Source organism: Brotocaccenecus cirricatena (assembly GCF_020687045.1).
Classification (GTDB): domain Bacteria; phylum Bacillota; class Clostridia; order Oscillospirales; family Oscillospiraceae; genus Vescimonas; species Vescimonas cirricatena.
This window is the reverse complement of sequence record NZ_JAJEPW010000015.1, coordinates 39,787-58,467: the sequence shown is the minus strand read 5'-3', so window position 1 is coordinate 58,467 and position 18,681 is coordinate 39,787. Positions and strand designations below refer to the sequence as shown.

General features: G+C 47.1%; 21 protein-coding genes and 3 pseudogenes. All 24 read right to left on the bottom strand.

Features of this window, described 5'->3' with window-relative positions; translation table 11 throughout:
• The coding region (locus LKD37_RS06975) for a plasmid mobilization protein (protein ID WP_302928539.1) at positions 1 to 389 on the bottom strand (389 nt) is incomplete at its 3' end.
• Between the two features lie 624 nt (positions 390 to 1,013).
• Positions 1,014 to 1,217: a helix-turn-helix domain-containing protein gene (locus tag LKD37_RS06970; RefSeq protein WP_003505336.1), complete on the bottom strand. Its 204-nt coding sequence runs from the start codon at positions 1,215 to 1,217 to the stop codon at positions 1,014 to 1,016.
• The gene (locus LKD37_RS06965) at positions 1,207 to 1,653 is read right to left on the bottom strand and encodes an RNA polymerase sigma factor (RefSeq protein ID WP_003505338.1); all 447 of its coding nucleotides are present in this window, start codon (positions 1,651 to 1,653) and stop codon (positions 1,207 to 1,209) included. The genes LKD37_RS06970 and LKD37_RS06965 overlap by 11 nt, the downstream gene beginning before the upstream one ends.
• Before the next feature lie 204 nt (positions 1,654 to 1,857).
• On the bottom strand, positions 1,858 to 2,625 hold the full coding sequence (locus LKD37_RS06960) for a class I SAM-dependent methyltransferase (protein ID WP_002586626.1): 768 nt from the start codon (positions 2,623 to 2,625) through the stop codon (positions 1,858 to 1,860).
• 50 nt (positions 2,626 to 2,675) lie between these two features.
• Complete coding sequence (gene tet(W) / locus LKD37_RS06955; protein ID WP_302928538.1) at positions 2,676 to 4,595, bottom strand: tetracycline resistance ribosomal protection protein Tet(W); 1,920 nt, start codon at positions 4,593 to 4,595, stop codon at positions 2,676 to 2,678.
• A gap of 361 nt (positions 4,596 to 4,956) precedes the next feature.
• Positions 4,957 to 5,478: a P-loop nucleotide/nucleoside kinase family protein gene (locus LKD37_RS06950; RefSeq protein ID WP_003505403.1), complete on the bottom strand. Its 522-nt coding sequence runs from the start codon at positions 5,476 to 5,478 to the stop codon at positions 4,957 to 4,959.
• A gap of 274 nt (positions 5,479 to 5,752) precedes the next feature.
• Positions 5,753 to 5,881, bottom strand: a pseudogene (locus tag LKD37_RS06945) (Maff2 family mobile element protein); the annotation flags it as partial.
• 161 nt (positions 5,882 to 6,042) lie between these two features.
• Positions 6,043 to 6,255, bottom strand: a complete 213-nt coding sequence (locus LKD37_RS06940; protein WP_302928535.1) for a Maff2 family mobile element protein — start codon at positions 6,253 to 6,255, stop codon at positions 6,043 to 6,045.
• Positions 6,252 to 6,428 (bottom strand): hypothetical protein, encoded by a 177-nt coding sequence (locus LKD37_RS06935; RefSeq protein WP_302928534.1) that lies wholly within the window; start codon positions 6,426 to 6,428, stop codon positions 6,252 to 6,254. The genes LKD37_RS06940 and LKD37_RS06935 overlap by 4 nt, the downstream gene beginning before the upstream one ends.
• Positions 6,425 to 7,759, bottom strand: a pseudogene (locus tag LKD37_RS06930) (VirD4-like conjugal transfer protein, CD1115 family); the annotation flags it as partial. The pseudogene LKD37_RS06930 and the gene LKD37_RS06935, both read right to left, overlap by 4 nt.
• A gap of 43 nt (positions 7,760 to 7,802) precedes the next feature.
• Entirely contained in the window at positions 7,803 to 7,982 is a 180-nt protein-coding gene (locus tag LKD37_RS06925; RefSeq protein ID WP_004612908.1) for a transposon-encoded TnpW family protein, read from the bottom strand.
• A 251-nt stretch (positions 7,983 to 8,233) separates the two neighbouring features.
• Positions 8,234 to 9,565: a virulence-associated E family protein gene (locus tag LKD37_RS06920; RefSeq protein ID WP_044987284.1), complete on the bottom strand. Its 1,332-nt coding sequence runs from the start codon at positions 9,563 to 9,565 to the stop codon at positions 8,234 to 8,236.
• Positions 9,522 to 10,148 carry a CHC2 zinc finger domain-containing protein gene (locus tag LKD37_RS06915; protein WP_004612911.1) on the bottom strand — a complete coding sequence of 209 codons (627 nt, stop codon included), beginning with the start codon at positions 10,146 to 10,148 and terminating at the stop codon, positions 9,522 to 9,524. Before LKD37_RS06915 ends, LKD37_RS06920 begins: the two co-directional genes overlap by 44 nt.
• Positions 10,149 to 10,213: 65 nt before the next feature.
• The gene (mobQ, locus tag LKD37_RS06910; RefSeq protein WP_004612912.1) at positions 10,214 to 11,806 is read right to left on the bottom strand and encodes a MobQ family relaxase; all 1,593 of its coding nucleotides are present in this window, start codon (positions 11,804 to 11,806) and stop codon (positions 10,214 to 10,216) included.
• 285 nt (positions 11,807 to 12,091) lie between these two features.
• The gene (locus LKD37_RS06905) at positions 12,092 to 12,397 is read right to left on the bottom strand and encodes a DUF3847 domain-containing protein (RefSeq protein WP_004612914.1); all 306 of its coding nucleotides are present in this window, start codon (positions 12,395 to 12,397) and stop codon (positions 12,092 to 12,094) included.
• A gap of 86 nt (positions 12,398 to 12,483) precedes the next feature.
• Positions 12,484 to 13,041, bottom strand: coding sequence for an HD domain-containing protein (locus tag LKD37_RS06900; protein WP_004612915.1), 558 nt, complete (start codon positions 13,039 to 13,041; stop codon positions 12,484 to 12,486).
• A gap of 18 nt (positions 13,042 to 13,059) precedes the next feature.
• A complete protein-coding gene (upp, locus tag LKD37_RS06895) occupies positions 13,060 to 13,677 on the bottom strand; it encodes a uracil phosphoribosyltransferase (RefSeq protein WP_004612916.1) in 618 nt (205 codons plus the stop codon).
• Positions 13,678 to 13,877: 200 nt separating this feature from the next.
• The gene (locus LKD37_RS06890; RefSeq protein WP_004612917.1) at positions 13,878 to 14,168 is read right to left on the bottom strand and encodes a hypothetical protein; all 291 of its coding nucleotides are present in this window, start codon (positions 14,166 to 14,168) and stop codon (positions 13,878 to 13,880) included.
• The gene (locus tag LKD37_RS06885) at positions 14,146 to 14,442 is read right to left on the bottom strand and encodes a hypothetical protein (protein WP_004612918.1); all 297 of its coding nucleotides are present in this window, start codon (positions 14,440 to 14,442) and stop codon (positions 14,146 to 14,148) included. The genes LKD37_RS06890 and LKD37_RS06885 overlap by 23 nt, the downstream gene beginning before the upstream one ends.
• A 109-nt stretch (positions 14,443 to 14,551) precedes the next feature.
• Positions 14,552 to 14,824 carry a DUF6809 family protein gene (locus LKD37_RS06880; protein ID WP_004612919.1) on the bottom strand — a complete coding sequence of 91 codons (273 nt, stop codon included), beginning with the start codon at positions 14,822 to 14,824 and terminating at the stop codon, positions 14,552 to 14,554.
• 17 nt (positions 14,825 to 14,841) lie between these two features.
• Complete coding sequence (locus LKD37_RS06875; protein WP_004612920.1) at positions 14,842 to 15,189, bottom strand: TnpV protein; 348 nt, start codon at positions 15,187 to 15,189, stop codon at positions 14,842 to 14,844.
• A gap of 2 nt (positions 15,190 to 15,191) precedes the next feature.
• A complete protein-coding gene (locus LKD37_RS17730; RefSeq protein WP_004612921.1) occupies positions 15,192 to 17,579 on the bottom strand; it encodes a recombinase family protein in 2,388 nt (795 codons plus the stop codon).
• 70 nt (positions 17,580 to 17,649) lie between these two features.
• A pseudogene (locus LKD37_RS06865) lies at positions 17,650 to 18,177 on the bottom strand (type IV secretory system conjugative DNA transfer family protein); the annotation flags it as partial.
• Complete coding sequence (locus LKD37_RS06860) at positions 18,174 to 18,659, bottom strand: PcfB family protein (protein WP_302928533.1); 486 nt, start codon at positions 18,657 to 18,659, stop codon at positions 18,174 to 18,176. The pseudogene LKD37_RS06865 and the gene LKD37_RS06860, both read right to left, overlap by 4 nt.
• Positions 18,660 to 18,681 lie beyond the last annotated feature (22 nt).

Here is an 18,681-nt window from a genome sequence, read left to right as displayed (position 1 = left end):
TATGTTTGAATGTTGCCAACAGCGTCACCCACTTTCTGCAAGACTTCAAACTTTAGGGCAGCAAGGTCGGAAACCGCCGCCCGTACCTCCCCGGCAAGCTGCGGGTAGGGGCTGTGCCACTCGTTCAGCGTCCGGGCTATCTGGTTTAAGTTGCCGCCGATCCTGCCGTATTCGGCGGTCAGCTTCCCGACAGCGGCAAGCAACTCGTCATTGACGGGGGAAACGGTTATGATGGGGCGTATGGCTGCCCCGGTTATGGCTTGCCGGATAAACTCGGCTTGGCTCATGTTGTAAGCAGAAAGCCTTTCCGCAAACTCGGCGTATTCTTCCTCGGTCATGCGTGTCTTGACTACCCGGCTGCGGTGCGGCGTGTTATATCGTTTTCGCATGGTAAAACCTCCTTCGGCTGTGCGTGGTGTCCTCTCACTAATAGGAGAAAAACAGGGTGTAAAGCGGAACTGTTTTTGAAAAATCCGAAAAATTATTTTGAGGGATTTTCCAGCGGCGTAAGCCGCATAAGCAGGGTTTGGGGAAGGCACTCCCCAACAAGATTCCCGCAGGGGCAAAATGAGCGATAAGCGAATTTTGGTACTGCGGTAGAATCTTGCTCTGAAAAACTCCGGCGTTCCCCGGCTTCCGTACTTTCCGCTAACAAGACGTTTCAAAAGGGCTTTGCTACCCGCTATTCCGGCATATCTTGAAAATTTTCCTTTCACTACCTACAACACCACGCAAAGCAAAATGGACGGAGATTTTTAGAATTTCCCCTTATTCCCTACAACACCACGCAAGCCGAAAAAGGCGGACAATGGCAGTATTTTTTTCTTTGATACCCTCCACGGATAAGTAAGGGATTTTGCCAACTGCGGCGGCAATTTTCCCTTTTGTTTTTTCATACTGGGGATTTTCAAAAATGCCAAACAGGAACGAAAAAAAGCAGCAAATCTGTTGAATAGATTTACTGCTTTCTGGTTGCCGGCGAAGCGGCGGTTATTCAGTTGTAGGCGGTAGGGCTATCTCCCAAAGCGGAACTTGAAAATAGCTGTGAGAAGCGTCTGGGTGATGTAGTCCTCTGTATCTTGGTCTACCCGTCCATTCACACGGGCGGCACATTGTATGCGGCGGCGGTAATACTGCAATACAGTTCCCACCGCTTCCGGCTCCCCGCTGGTGGCTTGGACGATTGTTTCATAGGGGAGAAGCCTATTATTTCTCATATGCCATTCCCTCCATTTCCGCTTGGAGCTGCCGTAGGACTTTTCGGATATGGTAGCCCGCTGTGCTGCGGCTGCGCCCGTACTGTCTGCCAATTTCGTGCTGTGGAATACGCTTGAAAAAGGACAGGTAAATCATTTCCCGCTCCCGTTCGTCCAGCCGTGACAGGGCTTCCGCAAGTAAGCCGCTGCTGAAAATGACCGTATCGCCGCAAAGGGTAAGTATGTATTCCTCGTCCGGCTCCGGGGCTTGGAAATATTCATCTGTCGTGCCTAAAGGGTAGTGCTTTTCGTCTGTGAGGTATTCAAGGGATATTTCTCTTTTGTGCTTCCTGCTCCGTGTCCTCGCTGCGTTGATCGTTGCATTTCGGATAACGACTTTGCAAAAGGCATGGAAAGTGTACTCGATATGTTCCCGATATTCTTCTGTACAGGTCATGGAAAATCCCCCTTTCCTCCCAAAAGGGCTGTGGCTGGTTAGTAGTTGCTTTTTATGATAGTAAGGGGCGGCAGCACTTTAGGCTGTCGCTCCTTGACTGCCTAACTGCAAAACCGGGCGGGGCTGTCAACGGCGGGCGAAGCCCGTTCATCTTGACCGTTGACTGGCTCGGCCAGGTTTGCTATTTATCCGGCAAACTTGAATTTATTTTAAGCTATCACGTTTTACCTTTTTAAGCCTTACTATCATTACCATAGGAATTTCTTTGTTGGTTTTAAAACATTCTTCATAAAATCCATCAATGACAAATCCAGCTCTAAAACAAAGGTTAAAAATATCTTGTATGGAACGATGATAATAAATCTGCTCTTTCGGTTGCCCTTCAATCGCTATATCATAGTAACTGTGCGGTGTCATATATTTTTCAGTCAACGTGACAAAACAAGGGTGTTGCGTTGCAAAGACAAAAATTCCGCTTTCCTGCAACAGTTCATAAACAGCCATAAGAAGTGGTTCAATATCCGTAATATCCATAATTGCCATATTAGAAACTGCTTTCGTAAAGGCTCGATTTCTTTTTAATTCTAATATACTTTTTCTATCGGTCGCATCCGCCACACAAAATTCAATTTGTTTTGCATATTGTGATTGCCGTCTTTTAGCCAATTCTATCATTTTTTTGCTGTAATCAAAAGCGACAACCGAAGCGCCTCTTTGTGCAAGATACGAAGAATAATTTCCATTGCCACACGCAATATCCAAAATGTAATCCGCAGGATTAGGAGATAGAAGTTCCGTTACTTTGGGACGCACTACCTCTCTGTGAAATTCATTAGATTCGTCACCCATTGCATTATCCCAAAATTGTGCGTTCTCCTCCCAGATTTTTTTACTTTCCTCTGTTCCCATGTTCTCTCCCACTCCCCAAATTTGCTTTTTTGCTTCCATTAAATCTTCCTTACTATATTCCATTGTTACCCTCCATAACTTCTGATTGTTGCCGTCTTGACGATTATGTATCTTTACATTACCTTCTGAAACATATGGCGCACCTTGTCCAGGCGGCTGTTTGGACGGCGGGGCTGGATGACCGGCTGACCGACAGCGGCCTGATATCCTTTCAGCTCTGTAAGGCATACGCTCCGCCCGTTGGTGTAAAAGGCCAGATCAGTACGGTATGCCTGTATACAGCGGGCGGGAATCTCGCCAGTAAAGACAACTTCATCCTTTTTTACCTGGGCCGTTTCGATGGTGGCACAGTATTTCGGTGCATCATGATAAGCCCTGGAAAGGTATTCCTGGGGCGCATAGAGGATGAAGGAGAGATAAGGTTCCAGCAGCTGCGTCCCCGATTCCTTCAATGCCTGTTCCAATACAATCGGGGCCAATGAGCGGAAGTCCGCCGGCGTGCTGACCGGACTGTAATAAAGCCCGTATTCAAAGCAAATCTTACAGTCCGTTACGTTCCAGCCGAACAAGCCCTGCTCCAGCCCGTAACGGATACCATCCCTGACAGCGTTTTGAAAACTCTGGTTCAAGTATCCCAGCGAAACCCGGCTCTCGTATTGTACACCGGAGCCAAGCGAGAGTGGTGTAACAGACAGTCCTATGGATGCCCAAAACGGGTTGGGCGGCACCTCGATATGGATGGTGTGGCTGGCTGCTTTGAGCGGCCGCTCCATATAAATGACGGAGGGTTCCTTTACCACTGTTTCAAGCTTGTATTTTTCCGACAGCAAAGCGGAAACAACCTCCAACTGCACCCGGCCCAAAAAAGAAAGAATGATCTCATGGGTGATGGAATCCACTTCGCAACGCAAAAGCGGGTCAGTATCCGCAAGTTGCGTAAGAGCGTCCAGCAGCCGTTCTCTTTGCGCTGCCGTTTTCGGCGCAATCGTCGTCCGCAGCATGGGGAGGGGGTCCTCGCGCCACCTTTTACGAGGGAGCCGGGTTTGGTCCCCTAATACATCGTTTAACCTCACGCTGTCGCTGGGAAGGATAACAATTTCACCCTGATAAGCGGTGTCTGTCCGAACAATTTCCCCTTTGGATGGAATACGCATCTCTGTGATTTTCAGCTTTTCTCTCCCGGCCAGGGCCACCGTATCCCGCAGGCGCAGCGTTCCGCTGTATAACCGTAGATAGACACGCCGCTGGCCGCAATCGGTGTACTCAACCTTGAAAACGCTGCCGCATAGGGCGGCGCCCCCCTGTTCCCCAATCGGTTGGAACAGCCCTGTCACCGCATCCATCAACGGTTGAATGCCAAGGCCATTTTTGGCGCTGCCATGATAGACTGGGAACAGGGAGGCGTCTTGAACCCGCTGCTGTTCCTCCCGCGCAAGTTTTTCCCGGCTGATTGGTTCTCCTGCGATATACTTTTCCAATAATTCATCGTTATTTTCGATGACCGCATCCCATGCTTCTATGTCGGTATTTTCCTCCAGGACTATTTCCGGGGACAGCGACACCGTCTGCTTGATGATAATATCGGCGGAGAGCTTATCCCGAACAGACTGAACCACGCTCTGCAAATCAACGCCAGCCTGGTCGATCTTGTTGATAAAGATAACGGTGGGAATGTTCATTTTCCGCAGGGCATGGAACAGAATACGGGTCTGGGCCTGCACGCCATCTTTAGCGGAGATCACCAAGATGGCCCCATCTAAAACAGCCAAAGAGCGGTACACCTCCGCCAAAAAATCCATGTGGCCGGGCGTATCCACAATGTTAACTTTACATCTGTGCCACTGGAAGGAAGTGACTGCCGCTTGAATGGTAATCCCACGCTGCCGCTCCAAAAACATGGTGTCTGTTCTTGTGGTCCCTTTATCCACGTTTCCCTGTTCCGCAATCGCTCCACTGGTGTATAGCAGACTTTCTGTCAATGTAGTTTTTCCTGCGTCTACATGGGCCAGAATGCCGATATTGATTATTTTCATGTGATTGTCCTCCCTTTACAGCCCCAAAGGGCATAAAAATCCCCAGCAGTAAAATACTTTTACCACTGGGGATTCTAATTTGCGGACATACACATATACAGCATACACCTATTTGTGATTGCTGTTTTTTGAATATGTCAAAATTGATAAGGCAAAAGTATTCTTAAATTGGGTACAAAAAACCAAGCCCCCACAAAAGGAGCTATCATAATTCTTTGTTCCCACTATTTGATTATAGTTTTATTTAAGAATACCTTGCCGCATATTTTTTACTCCTTTTCTGGAATGAAGCTATTATATCACATCAGTTTTAGGAAAGCAAGTACTTAAAAGAAATTTTTCTTCCCCTTATATGTAACAATCATACCGGCTTCCTGGTGTTCAGAATGGTTTCTGCTGTCTGCTGTGGTGTTTGATTGGAATTGTCCAGCCAAAAGCCGATCCGTGGTGTTGTCTGCATAAATGTATCGTATAAGGTTTCAACCGTAAAGCCGGAATAGCCTGTTTTCTCCCTGTATCGTTCCCTTTCTTTTATTGTTTCCACATCTGGACAAAGAACGACAACCTCAACAGGGTATTTATGCAGATAATTTATCATTCGGTTTAATTCATCACCGTAGTAGTTATCTTGGATCACTACAGAAAAGCCGTTGTCAAAGTATGACCTTGCCGCATCAGCAGTCAATTTGTATCGAAGGTACAGCTGGCGGACTGCTTCCGCTGATGGGGTAGCTGACATATTTTCTCTGCCTGAAATAATCATTTTTCGGAACACATCACCACGAAGATGGACGCATTTTTCTATTGATTTTGCCAGTAAATCGGAAACTGTAGATTTTCCAGAAGCCATTAAGCCTGTAATGAGATAAATTTTTTGTTTCATTTCACTTCCTCCGGCACAAAAAATATGTACATGTAACTAATTCAACACATTTATAATTTGAATAGGGACATTATAGCATTTACTAAATACAAATTCAATGTATACGGAAAGAAAGATATAAGGAGTGGGAGGGATTCCGCCGTAGTCGGCATTGTAGGAAAATCCAAAAGTTTAGATTTTCCCACAATGCTTATCTTTTGGTCTTTGGTTCGGAATAGTGTAGTGCTGGCGGTCTATCTCTTGTTTTCGGTTGCTTGCTTCCTTACCGTACATGAGCATTTGCCCCCGGATTGTCATTACCATAGCCCTCCAAGAGGTTGATAACGCCCCAGATGCCAAGACCTGCGCCCAGTGCAATCACAAGGGTCTGCAATACGTCTACTGCCGAATTAAAAAATGTCATAGATTGACCTCACTTTCTGCCGCTTTGCGGCTCTTGAATTTTTGTATTTGTATTTTTGTGCATGAAAAAAGCCGCCCTCGTCAAAAAAGGCGGCTGCGCGGGCAATGCCCGCAAGGGAATAGGAAGTGCAGAGGTGGGAGCGCGTACCATGTAGCCGATGCTTACGGTCTTGATGGCGGTATCACCTCCCAAGTGGCGGTGCGGACAATTTCGCCGCCCGCTTTAATGAGATCGAGAGCTTGCGCCCGCTGGCGTTCGCCGCCGCTTTGAAAACTCTCCAAAAGCTGCACGGCACCCCATACCGCAAGCCCTGCGGCAAGAGCGGTGATAAGCGTCTGCATGACTGCTTCCGGCGTTTTGCAGGCGTTCGTCACGGCGTCCTCCTTTCCGCGCCGCCCTGCTTGGCAAGGTAGGCGCTGTATGCGGTCAGAAAGCGGTCGATGGCTTCCTGCCGCTTTTGCTGCCGTTTCTCCGCGAGGGTGACAAGCTCCCGGATCGCCTGCGCAAGCTGCTGTTTTTCCCGCTTCTTTCTGATGCGTCTGTTCATTCCGTAACCTCCTGTAAATCTGCTGCGTCAATTTCGTAATAGTCAAAGACAGTATCCGGCTTGATGATTACCGGGCGTCGCTGCCGCTTCAAAAACTTCTCGATGTCAAAGGTGTTTTTCTTGTCGTAGTCCGAAAGGTATTTGTATTTCGGGTGCTTCGTGATGTCGTACTTGTCGGAGAAGAACGGGCGAACACCCCGTAGCTGCAAGATACATTTCCCGCCGTCCATCACGGCAATTTCGTCCTGGCTCATAAGCTCCTTTCCGAGCTTTTGATAGTTCAGCCCATGAGAAACGTCCCGCCCCCGGTTTTCGGAAGTGTTGAAGCTGTCAATCGTTTCTTTCCCCAAAACCTCGGAGATTTCTTTCAGCGTCGTTTTCTCCTTGCCGCCGAGGAAAAGGGTTGTGTCGCAATTCCCAATGATAGTGTCGGCGTGTTCCTTGTAGATGGCTTTTAGCTGGCTCTGCGCCTGCACCACAAGGCAAGCGGAGATTTCCCGGCTTCGCAGGACGCTGATTAGCCGTTCCAAATTGGGGATCGTGATGTTGGCTACCTCGTCCAGCAGACAGCGCACATGAACGGGCAGCCGCCCGCCGTATTCGTCGTCGGCTTTGGTGCAGAGCAGGTTGAAAAGCTGCGATACGATCATCGCCGTTACAAAGTCAAAGGTGGGGTCGGTGTCGCTGGTGATGATGAACAGCGCGGTCTTTCTGTCGCCCAAGGTGTCAAGCTCCAATTCGTCGCTCTCCATCAGCTCCCGCAGCTCCCGAATGTCAAAAGGGGCTAACCTTGCACCGCAGGAAATGAGGATCGAGGAACGGGTCTTGCCCGCAGACAGGAGAAACTTTTTGTACTGCTTGACTGCAAAATGCTCCGGGTCTTTTTCCTCCAAGCGTTCAAACATGAGGTCAACGGGGCTTTGAAACTCGCTGTCATCCTCGCGGGCTTCGCTTGCATTGATCATTTCAAGCAGCGTCGTAAAGTTTCGCTCTGCGTCCGGGGCTTCGTAGTGAATGTAGCCGATTAACGCACAGTACAGCAGCCGCTCGGCTTTCACCCAAAAATCCTCGCCGGACTTTTCGCCGCTGCCCTTGGTATTGGCAATCAGCGTGTTTACCAGCTTCAAAATATCCTTTTCGTCGCGGAGATAGGCGAAAGGATTGTATTTCATGCTCTTTTTGAAGTTAATGGTATTCAGCACCTTAATACGGTACGGCTCATAGACGATCTTTCCGTTTTTTCTAACGGGCTTTCCGTCCTCGCCCAGCTTCGGACTGCCGCGCTCCAGGAGCTTGCCGCACTCAAGCAGGAGAGTACCTTTCGGAAGCGTTTCGTCAAGATAGAAAACGGAAAAGTCACAAATTATTTTCAATTCAGAAATTCGCCGCTTTCACATCATCACGCATTAACCGCTTCATCTTGTCCTCTAAGGTGTCCTTGCTTTCCTTGCTGAAATGAACGCCGATAACATAGGTGGTGTTTCCCATTCTCATGTTGAATGTTCCTACCGGGGTTGCCTTGTGTGCTTTTGCTGTGGTTGTGTTCTGTGTCATGCAATACCTCCTTGAAATGGAAAAAGCCAGACAGGGTGTGTGGTCGGCAACGAAGTCCGGCAACGGACTTCAAAAAACCTCGAACATAGTCCTATCTGGCTTATTTACTATTTTTACTTTTTTCTTTGATTTCTCCGTTGCTTTTGTTGCCAGAGAAGAAAATCCCTTGTAAATAAAGGACTTTTAAGAGATTTGCCCTGCAACGGACTTGACAACGGGGTAGCAACATAGTCGGCAACACGGTCATTTTTTCAAAACGGTAATTCCATCTGTCGGGCTTCTTCCTCGGTCAGTTCACGAAAACCGTCCGTCAGATTTGAGCCTGTTGCCGATGGCTCGTTGTCGGGCGGTGGTATGCGTTCCCACCCTCGCTGTCTGCCATACTTGGCAAAGCTGCGTGGATTGGAAAACGGTCTCCATCCCTCAATGCTGTTGTTCATGATTTCATTGATTTCTCGGATTTCCCATTGCTTCGGCTCATCAAAAGGGTGGTTCAGAGCTTCTGCATAGATCAGCTTGGAGCAGACCTGTGTACCTTTGAAGTTATCAAGGAAAGACTGGATCAGTCCTGCTTTCGTGTCCTCCGGCATAAACTGCTTTTGCAGTTCTTTCAGTTCCTTGTCCATATCCTTTGATAAGGTCAGCTTTACAGGGAAGTTCTGATAGATGAACATGACTTCTGCCCACATCATATCAATGAACGCTCTGGATGCGGCTTCATCTTCCAGAATGTGAATCTCTGCATTTTCAGGGTGTACCATGATAGGCAGAAATCTACGGTTGCCGCTTCGGTCAAGGGGTAGAAAGTCCATCGTGTTGGAAGAACCTCCGAACACACATTGTCGCAAGCGGTCTGCCGGATGGGTTTCATACGGCACTTTATAGGTTTCTTTCGCCCTGCTGATAAAGGACTTAATATCCTCAATGCTCTTGGCATTGGCTGTGGCAATCATTTCCGACATTTCGATAATCCAATGCCCCTGCATTTTACGGTACACATTGTCATCGTCAATCTTTTTCAGGTCATCGGAGAACCATTCATCTTTGACTGCCAGCAGACGGAAGAAAGTGGACTTTCCTGCACCCTGTCCACCCACAAGGCAGAGCATAACTTCAAACTTACAGCCGGGTTTGAACACTCTGCTGATTGCTCCCAACATGAACAGCCGTAATGCCTGATAAGTGTACTCGCCTTCCTCTGCTCCGAGAAATCGGGGCAAGGCATAGCGGATGCGTTCTGTTCCGTCCCATTCCAGACCGTTCAGATAATCTCGGATAGGGTGGTACTTGTTGCTGTCAGCGATAATGGAAAGGGCTTTCTGTATTTTCTTCTCGCTGGTCAGACTATATTTATCTTCCAGATAGAGCATGAGATAATTTAAGTCCGTGTCGGTCAAGGTCGCTGTCTGCTTGCTCCACCAAAGCGGCTTCACAATGTCGATACGCTCGGTAAGAATGTTATATCTGACAGCACCTTGCAGAACGGGGTCATTCTGAAAAACGGTCAGACAGTTGCGTATGCTGTTCTTGATTGCTCCGTTATCGGTCAAGTCCAGACTTCCTCTGACTTCTTCCACGGTCATGCTCGGCTGTGTGTCCTGCAATTCGCTGTTCAAGTTTCATCACCTCTTTTCTCTGCTCGGCTACAAGAGCTTTCTTTTCTTCGGGAGTGTCATAGAGAAGAATATCCAGCAGGTATTCGATATAGCTTTTCTTCTCCAATGCTTCCACAAAAAGCGGGTGCCACACTTCATCCGTCCGTTGCGGTGCGTATTGCTTTTCCCACTTCCTCAGAAGATGGAAGTAATCGGACAGCACCTTGTAGCAGTGATTTTCTTCCTGCTGATATTTCTGCTCCGGGGTAGGCTCTCGGATTTTCGGTCTGATTGACGGTTTCTGTCTGCTGTCATAGCTGATACCAAAATCATCAGCTATCTTCATGGCGGCTTCTTTGCTCGGCAAGCCAAACAGTCGGGAAACAAAGTCAACTGCGTCTCCATCTGCCTGACAGCCAAAGCAATGAAAGCGGCGGTCAAGTTTCATGCTGGGGTTCTTATCATTGTGAAAGGGGCAGACCGCCATTCCGTTTCGTCTAATACGGATTCCATAGCGTTCTGCCGCCTGTCGGGTTGTTACATTCTGTTTTACTGCTTCAAATAAATTCAATAGGCATTTCCTCCTGAAATAGAAAAAGCACCTGCTATTTTCCAAATGAAAACGGCAAGTGCCTGTTAAAGTTCCATATCCTGTTTTTTCTGCTTGGGTGCTTTCTGCACCTGTTTCTGTTTCTTCTGTTCCTGCTCATACTGCAAGCGTTCTTTGAGAGAATGCTTCGGCTCTGGCTGTTTCTCTCCCGTCTGTTCCGGCGATAGAACCTTGCTAACCCAGTAGCGAATATCTTTCATCGGCTTCAATTCTTCATTGACTGCGGCAAGCTGTTCTTTCAGATCAGCGTGAGTAGTCCGCAGACCGTCATATTCTTTTTGCAAGGCTTTCAAATCCACATTCAAATCAGCACCATGCTTTTTCAGAATGCGGTATGCCTTATTAAAAGCGGTCAGCTCGTCCTTATGACTTTCGACATAGGCTTCCTTTCGGATTTTCCAGCCGATTTTGATATACTTGTCATGGACTGCTTTATGCTTTTCACAATCAGCAACGGCGGTCTGAATGGCGGTAATGGCTTTCATGCGGTTAGCGGCTTTCTGCATATCTTCACGAATGGCAGTAGCCTTTTCACTCACCCCTTGCAGGGCAATGTCCAAATCTTCCAGCGTGAAAAGCTCATGCCGTTGTAGATAGACGGTCGCTTGGGAAATGGTTTTCAAATCATCGGTCGTGCCTTTCTGCTGTCCGTATCTCGACCATTCGCTACGCTCTGCCTTTCGCAGATTCAGATAATCACGCAGTAGAACGGCAAGGTTCGGAGAAGCATTTTTCTTTTCCGCTTCATTTTCTGCAATGACTTCTTTGGTGGCTTCCAGAATGTCAGCAATCCAGTCACGCAGACTTTTGATAGTGCTGCGGATAGCGTTCATCATGCGGTTGGCGGCTTTAATGTCTCGGTTGAGATTGCCGATGTTGGTGGCAATGCCTTTTCGCTCCAACGCAGAGACAGCCGTTCCCATGTGGACTGTCGGGATAATGTCAAGTCCCTGTCTTTCATAGGAACGCATATCAATCCGTTCTGGACTTCCGGCAAGTTCCAGATATTTGTTCTGAACAATTTCCCAACCATGCCGCCATTCCTCGGCATGGTACTGTTCGTTCCAGTCAACGGTATCTTCCTTATGGCTTTTCCATCTGCCGGATGGGAGCTTGATACGCTCGCCGTTTTCGTCAAGGTCATAAACCTTGCGGCTCTTAGGCATCCATTTTCCATTTTCATCAATGGCTCGCATGGTCAGCATGAAATGGCAATGGGGATTGTGTCCCGGCGGATCGGGGTCATGGATTGCGAAATCACAACACATTCCCTTTGAAACAAACTGTTCCTCGCAGTATTCTTTGACCATCTGCGGTAACAGCTCCATCGGGACTTCTCTGGGCAGGGCGGCAACAAACCGTCTTGCAAGCTGTGAGTTCCATTGCTTTTCGATTTCTTCAACGGAGTTCCAGAGGGTTGCTCGGTCTGCATATTCGGGTGGAGCATTTGGGGGCAGCATGATTTCCGTATAGACCACTTCTTTTTTGCAAGTGTAATTCTTGGTTTTCTGGTCATACTCGGAAAACAGCTTTTCTCCGGCTTGGTAGGCAGCTCCGGCAACCGCAGAGTTGCCTTTGCTTCGCTGAGTGATTTTGATATTGAAGTGGGGTACTGGCAATTTGTGTGAACCTCCTTTCGGTGCAAAAAAATGACCGATACTTTTCAGCAGCGGTCAGGTGGTGGAATATAAACTTGCTGTCGGGGAATGATTGCTTGCAATCGTTTCCCGGCGGCAAGTCCACAAAGGGGTAGTTGGCAAAGCCAACGCAGGGGAAGTGTAGCTTCCCCTGTATGATTGGAGCAGACTGCGGAAATCATCAGCTCCCTGCAAGGGGCTTTCGGCAGAACGCAATGCACAACCTTTAGGTGGTGTATAATTGCGCCCTTTTTCCAAAAGGGTCTTTTAGCTCCCGTTCGGCTGCCCCAATTCCTTTCGGTTCGCAATCAGCAAATCCAACTTCTTTTGAACCGCTTCGCTGTGAAAGATGAAAGTCAAAAGCTCCATCACATCATCATCGGTCAGAGTGGTCGGCTCTTTCAAAAAGGTTTCCAACATTCCGGCACGAGTGCAAAGGCGGTGGGTTCGCTCACTTCGGGTCAACCTCTTTAATTCGCTCTGCAATCGCTTTTCCTTGTGCATGGCTGCGGTCAGCTTTCGCTCGACCACATATTTCTCACGCTCCAATTTTTCCAGTTCTTCTTTACTCATAGACAAGCTCCTTTCGCAATAATGGATAAAACAAAAGCGACCAACTTTTTACGGTTGATCGCCTTTGGCTTAGACAATACTTATAACTATTTTTCTATCTTTGCAAGTGTATCCTCTCGTATAGCTTGTCGTAATGTAGTAAGATATTCTGAAAAACTCACTCGGTCATCTGCATAAGTCAAATTTAATTTATACTCTTTCGGAATCCATGTAGATAAATCAGAAGCGTTATGCTGAATTAAAGCTTCCAAGCTATCAATAGCTTTATATATCTTAGCTTCGACAGTTTTTCTTTCTGTCATCTCATTATATAGAGCTTTCATTTCTTCTGCATAATAAGACGGTAACGTATCTATCCAGTTAAATAGTAAATTTTCTTCTATATCCTCATGCACTTGCTTTTTATCAAAGGTAGGAATGTCTCCTGTAAAGCATTCACCCAAATCATGAATAATACACATACGAATAACTTTATCCATATCAACATCTGGAAACTCATCCCGCATAAAAAAAGCCATCAGCGTCATCATCCAGCTATGTTCTGCTACACTCTCGTGTCTTCCTTTCGATGTATAGCAATGCCTTGTCGTATCTTTTAAACGCTCAGCGACACTTAGCGCATTTAATAATTCTCTGGAATTCATAATTTTACCTCCACATTATCAAATTACATATTCATTTTCTCTTACTCCATATAATCTATCTCCGGTATCTCCATTATACGGCAGTAAATACCCATCTTCTCTAATTCCGTCTGCCATATGGACTAAAAATAGCTTCACTTCTGGATGCTCCTTAAAAATTCGTTCTATTCCAGATTGACATCCGAACATTGCCATAATAACTACATTTTCATCTTTGAAACCATACTTTTTCATGTGTTCCAGTGTTTTCAAAATGCTACCAGCTGTAGCAAGTGCCGGATCTGTGATAAAAACTCTTTTACTTTCTGGTTCTTTTATCTGTTCAAATTCATCCCAAGCAACAAATGGTTTTAATGTATGCAAATTACGTCTCATGCTAATTCGTGCAACATCTGCTTTAGGCAACCTTTTTGTCAATCTATTTGACATAGACATTCCTGCTCTCAGTATTGGGATAATTACAGCATTTTCTCCAACATCATTTTTAGACACGGCATATGTTGATAATTCATCTGTTAAATCACCAAGTAACTTTGCATATTCTTCTCCAACAACGCTTAAATCAAAATAGCCTGATACTCTATTGCGTTCTTCGTATGGTATCATAACGAATAAATTAGGATGCTTATAATTCATATCAAAATCCTTCTTTCCGTATACAGCTTATGTTTATAATTTATAATTGCAGGACTATATCCTTACTCGAAGTATATCATATCTGTATTTCTAATTCAACATTGTACACCTCATATAATCTGTATTTTTCAGCTAACAGCCAAAGAAAACATCAAGTGCAGACCCGACATTTTGACCGCAAATCAACCCAAAATGCTACATCATTCCATCTGGCTATTGAAACCGTTTTGCTTGGCGTTCTCGCTTGCTTTTCGTCTGCGTTCCTCGCTGTACGGCGGTTGCAGACGGATAGAAAGTCTGGACTTGTCCAGAAGATAAGTCACACCGCCTTGCTCATGGGATTTTTCCAGTCGGCAGAGATCGGGGTGCTTTTTACTGAACAATGCCAGTCGCTTTCGCAGGCTGGCATTGTAGGTGTAGATACTGGCTGTGTCCTCGCCCTCATTAAAGAGGATGATAGTTTCTTTTTCATACTTCGTCAGCTTCGCCATAACTTTTCTCCATGTGATGATTCCAGTAGCTATCCATAATGACTGCCTTGTGCTGGTAGTATTCCTGCATCTGCAAACGCAGATTGTAGTAGAAACGACGATACCATTTGTCGCACTTCTCGTCACTCAGCTTGACCGACAGCATATAGAACAGTTTCTTTGCCGCCGGATCAGGAGTAAGGGCAGCTACATAACGCAAACGCTCAACCGTTGCTTCACGGTTCGGACAGCCAAAGGTATACAGGGTTTTCATTTCCTTCAGGTTCATTTTCATTCAAAAGTCCTCCTTGATAGTTGATAAAATAAAAGCGACAGATACTCAGAATAGAAATACCTGTCGCTTTGCTCACGATATTAAATTGTTGGTTCTGCACTTGACTTTTTTACTTAAAGTCGGGCAGTTCGTATATCTCTTTCATCAGCAGAACGCCCATTGTAAAACCATACTTGAAATGTTCCTCGGTCTGCATAGTCTGGCAGTCTGCAAAATTGTCATTGAGCTTATCCAGCTTCGCATAATCTTCTTTGCTCAATGTCTGCTCAAAGTATCGCATGATGTCTGCGATTGCCTGTCCTGCTTCCCGAAACTTCTCTGATTTCGGTACTACCGTTTCTGCCGGATAAATCTCTCCATTGAAGATTGCTTCTAAAATCATAAATTCACGCTCCTTTCTCAGCAGTAAATCAGCTCGCCCTTGATGGCTTCCTCAGCCTGTGCAACACAAGCGTTCATCTGGCGAACCCATTCGATTTGATTTTCGGCTTTGAGCTGCTCCGTCACGCCGTATGCCTTTGCAAGCTGTGGCACGATGATTTCCATACGCTTCTTGGCGGTTTCCTCAATCTCCGCACAATGCTCATAGAGAGTTTCATTCAGCACCATGTCGGAGAACAGGACTGGATTAGCCAGTCGCAGATACTCCTTTCGCATCCGTCCCCACTTGCCAAGACGGATATTCGGATTTTTCAGCTTGATGTCGGGGATGTAGTAGTCTCCACATTTGATAAAATTCAGTTCCATATTCAAGCACCTTTCTTTCTGTGATATTCTTCCCTGCGTTTGGCAAGGGTAGTTTCATAGCGTTTGATTGCATCGGGGTCTCCGGCTTCTGCATCGGCTTTCATTTTCTGATAGCTTCTGACAGTAGCTTGGCTCTGATACTTTCGCATTTCAGCCAGCTTCTTTGCTGCTTCTTCATCGGTCTTGGCAAGCTCTACAAGGGCTTCACGCTCTGCCTGTCGCTTGGCAGTTCTTGTCCTCGTGTATTCAGCCTTGCGTTCTGCCATCATAGCGGCATATTCGGGGTCTGCCGCCATGCGTTCTTCCTCACGCTCCTTTTTTCGCTGTCTGGCTACGGCTTCTTTTTCTTTCAAGGCTTGCCATTCCTCGGCGGCTTTCGGGTCTGTCTTGGCGGCTTCTTTCAGCTCCTTTCGGGAAAGTTTCTTTTGCCTGTTGGCTCGTTCTGTCCGTTTGCGTTCCGCTTCCAGTAGCTTTTCACGCTGTAAGCGTTCCTTTTCTTCCATTTGGGCGATATAGGCAGGGTCGGCTTCTCTGGCTTCCTTGATTTTCTGCTGTCTGCGGTGGTTTCGCTCACGCTGCAAGGCAAGTTTGCGTTCATATTCAGCAATAGCTTCCGGGTCTCCGGCTTCAACAGCTTTCATCAATGCTGCTTTTTTCTGTTTCTGAACCTCTGCGGCTCGTTTCGCCTTTTCCTGCTTCTTTCGCAACTGCTCGGCTTCGATGGCGGCAATGCGTTCTTCTTCGGAAACAGTTTCAACAGGGGGATAGTAGTTGCCGATGAAGTTGAAATAAATGTCGATATTCTGCTGACGGTAAACGGTGCGACCACCTGTGGCTTCGTGGACTTCCACTCTGTCAATAAAGGCATAGAGCATGGTGTCCGTCAGTTCCTCGCAGTTTCGGTACTTGTTGACTAAGGCGATAAAGCGGTTGGTGTCGATTTTCTCAACTTCTTCCTCTTGTATCTGTCCCTGCAATTCCTCAACTCGTTTTTCCAGCATAAGCTGTTCTTCATCGTACTGCTGTATCATTCGCTGTGCCTGTCGCTCCGGCAACAGACCGCTGATGGCACTGTCATAGAGCTTCTGTATCTTTGCATCCAGTTCAGCCATTCGTTTCTTGGCTTCGTCAATTTCCTGCTGTCCGTTGTTGGCTGACTTGGATTTGCTCTCATTCCATACGGTCTTGAGCTGGGAAATAAACTCTGCTTCGTTCTCAATGACATATTGGCTGACCGCTTTGATTGCCTGCAAAATCGCCGCTTCCAGAGCAGAGGTTTTAATGAAGTGGGAAACACATTCATTGTTCTGATTTCGATAATTGCCACATTGAAAAGCAGAATCGGAATCATAATGTTTTCCGCTTTGCCTTGCTTCGGGGCTGATGAATCCCATTCGTGAACCACAATCCGCACAATAGATCATGCCGGACAAACGGTGGGAATAAGTTCCGTTTGCGGCTCTCGGTTTTGCACGAACACGGAGCTTCTGGGCAATGTCCCATGTGTCTTGGTCAATGATGGCTTCGTGGGTATCGGGGAATATCATCAGTTCTTCCGGCGTTGCGGCTCTGCGTTGCTTTGTCTTGAAGTTCTCACAGATGGATTTGCCCAACACGGTATGACCGAGATATTCCTGCCTGTCCAGAATATGACCAATCGTATTTGCGTTCCAACGGTAAGGGTCGCTGAAGCTCCTGTTTCTGCAATTTTCGGGGAAATACTTTGCCGTATATGCAGATGGTATCAGCACCTTTTCTTCGGTCAGTTGTTCCGCAATCGCCGTCACGCCCATACCTTGACAGGCAAGACGGAACACCTTTCTGACGATTTCAGCAGCCGGTTCATCCACAACAAGGGTCTGCTTATCTCCGTTGATACGCTTGTAGCCATAGGGGATAGCACCGCTGCACCTTAGTCCCTCTTTCATTCTGGACTTAAAGACAGCCTTGATTTTGTTGCTGGTGTCTTTGGCGTACCACTCGTTCATGATATTCAAAAACGGTGTGAAGTCATTTTCGGTTGGATTGGCACTATCCACATTGTTGTTGATAGCGATAAAGCGAACACCCTTTTTCGGGAATACAATCTCTGTGTAATAGCCGACTTGCAGGTAATTTCTGCCAAACCTTGAAAGGTCTTTTACTACCAGAGTGTCCACCCGTCCGGCTTCGATTTCTTCCAGCAGGGCGGTAAAGCCGGGGCGGTTGAAATTCGTGCCTGAGTAGCCATCGTCATAGAAATGGCGGATATTTCTCAGTCCCTTTTGTCGGGCATATTCTTCGAGATACTTTTTCTGATTTAGGATGGAGTTCGATTCGCCAGCCTGTTCATCGTCTCTGGATAATCGCTCGTATAGAGCTGTGATTTTGATTTCTTCTTTCTTTGCCACGGTTTTGCCTCCCTTCTGTATGTAATTAGCGTTGATAAAACGCTACCTTTTTCTATCTTGGTATATTGTAACCTTTCGGGTCAGACACAAGATAGCTGCTGTGCATCTGCATCAGGTTGGGTTTGACGAAAAAGCGGGTTTTGCCGCTTCCGCTGCCGCCCACCACCAGCACGTTTTTGTTCCGTGCATATTTCGGCTGCTTCGGGCGGCTGTTCATCATCAGCCGTTCCGTCTGTGTGAGCAGCACATTGTTTTCAAACACCGGGTCGATGTACGGGCGTATATCGTCGGCGCTGCCCCATCTCGCGCTGCCGTACTCCACGCCACGGCGATATTTCTTCGCATTTTTGCCTTTGACGTAGACAACAAGCCGGATCAGTGCTGCGCCCAAAACGCCCACAAGTAAATCTGCGGGGTGCAGGCTCGGCGCGAATGAGGAAAAGGCGGCGGCAAAGCCGTCACCAATGGAAAGCAGCTTGCCGGAGAAGTCAGCCCCCGGCGCAAGCCGCGCCGCCTGTCCCACTTTATCAAAGAGATACACAAAGAGCAGATAAGGCAGATTGGGAAGTATCAGCCTTTTCAGATTTATGCTTTTCATCGCTCAATGCCCCCTCTTGTCTGATTTTTCACCTTTTGACGGTCGGCGTTAAGCTGCTTTGCGGCTTCCTTAAACGCCGATAGAGCTTTTCGGATTGAGGGTTTTTGTTCCTGTGTCAGCTTCCTTGCGGAAAACTCCTTAAAAGCTGCGGTCAGAACATCAGCGTCCCGCCCCTTGAAAAACACAAGGTAGCGAGGCGGGCTTTCCGTCGCGTCCTTTTTCAGCGCAAAGTCAATGCCGTATTTCTTTGCCGTACTTTCAAAGGCTTTGATATTGCTGTCAGTGATTTCGATGCTGCTTACGCCTGCGTTCTGCTTCATAAGCTGTTTTAGGGTCTGCTTGCCGTGGTGCTGCACCGGCTTATCCAACTGCTTTTTGATTTGTGAAAGCATGAAGCGAATGGATTTTTGCAGCATTTCGGCGGTGAGCTTGGTCGTCCTTATGGATAAGGCAATGACTTTTTCGTTGATTTCATCTTGCATTTACCGTCCTCCTTTCGCGGTG

Coding starts and splice junctions, on each gene's coding strand:
- LKD37_RS06970 (WP_003505336.1), bottom strand. CDS start 1,217: ATGAGAAATAATAGGCTTCTCCCCTATGAAACAATCGTCCAAGCCACC.
- LKD37_RS06905 (WP_004612914.1), bottom strand. CDS start 12,397: ATGAGTAAAGAAGAACTGGAAAAATTGGAGCGTGAGAAATATGTGGTC.
- LKD37_RS06900 (WP_004612915.1), bottom strand. CDS start 13,041: ATGAATTCCAGAGAATTATTAAATGCGCTAAGTGTCGCTGAGCGTTTA.
- LKD37_RS06935 (WP_302928534.1), bottom strand. CDS start 6,428: ATGAACAGACGCATCAGAAAGAAGCGGGAAAAACAGCAGCTTGCGCAG.
- LKD37_RS06960 (WP_002586626.1), bottom strand. CDS start 2,625: ATGGAATATAGTAAGGAAGATTTAATGGAAGCAAAAAAGCAAATTTGG.
- LKD37_RS06890 (WP_004612917.1), bottom strand. CDS start 14,168: ATGGCGAAGCTGACGAAGTATGAAAAAGAAACTATCATCCTCTTTAAT.
- LKD37_RS06885 (WP_004612918.1), bottom strand. CDS start 14,442: ATGAAAATGAACCTGAAGGAAATGAAAACCCTGTATACCTTTGGCTGT.
- upp (WP_004612916.1), bottom strand. CDS start 13,677: ATGAATTATAAGCATCCTAATTTATTCGTTATGATACCATACGAAGAA.
- LKD37_RS06925 (WP_004612908.1), bottom strand. CDS start 7,982: ATGACACAGAACACAACCACAGCAAAAGCACACAAGGCAACCCCGGTA.
- LKD37_RS06875 (WP_004612920.1), bottom strand. CDS start 15,189: ATGGAACTGAATTTTATCAAATGTGGAGACTACTACATCCCCGACATC.
- LKD37_RS06965 (WP_003505338.1), bottom strand. CDS start 1,653: ATGACCTGTACAGAAGAATATCGGGAACATATCGAGTACACTTTCCAT.
- LKD37_RS06880 (WP_004612919.1), bottom strand. CDS start 14,824: ATGATTTTAGAAGCAATCTTCAATGGAGAGATTTATCCGGCAGAAACG.
- LKD37_RS06860 (WP_302928533.1), bottom strand. CDS start 18,659: ATGCAAGATGAAATCAACGAAAAAGTCATTGCCTTATCCATAAGGACG.
- LKD37_RS06950 (WP_003505403.1), bottom strand. CDS start 5,478: ATGAAACAAAAAATTTATCTCATTACAGGCTTAATGGCTTCTGGAAAA.
- LKD37_RS06920 (WP_044987284.1), bottom strand. CDS start 9,565: ATGACCGTGGAAGAAGTCAGAGGAAGTCTGGACTTGACCGATAACGGA.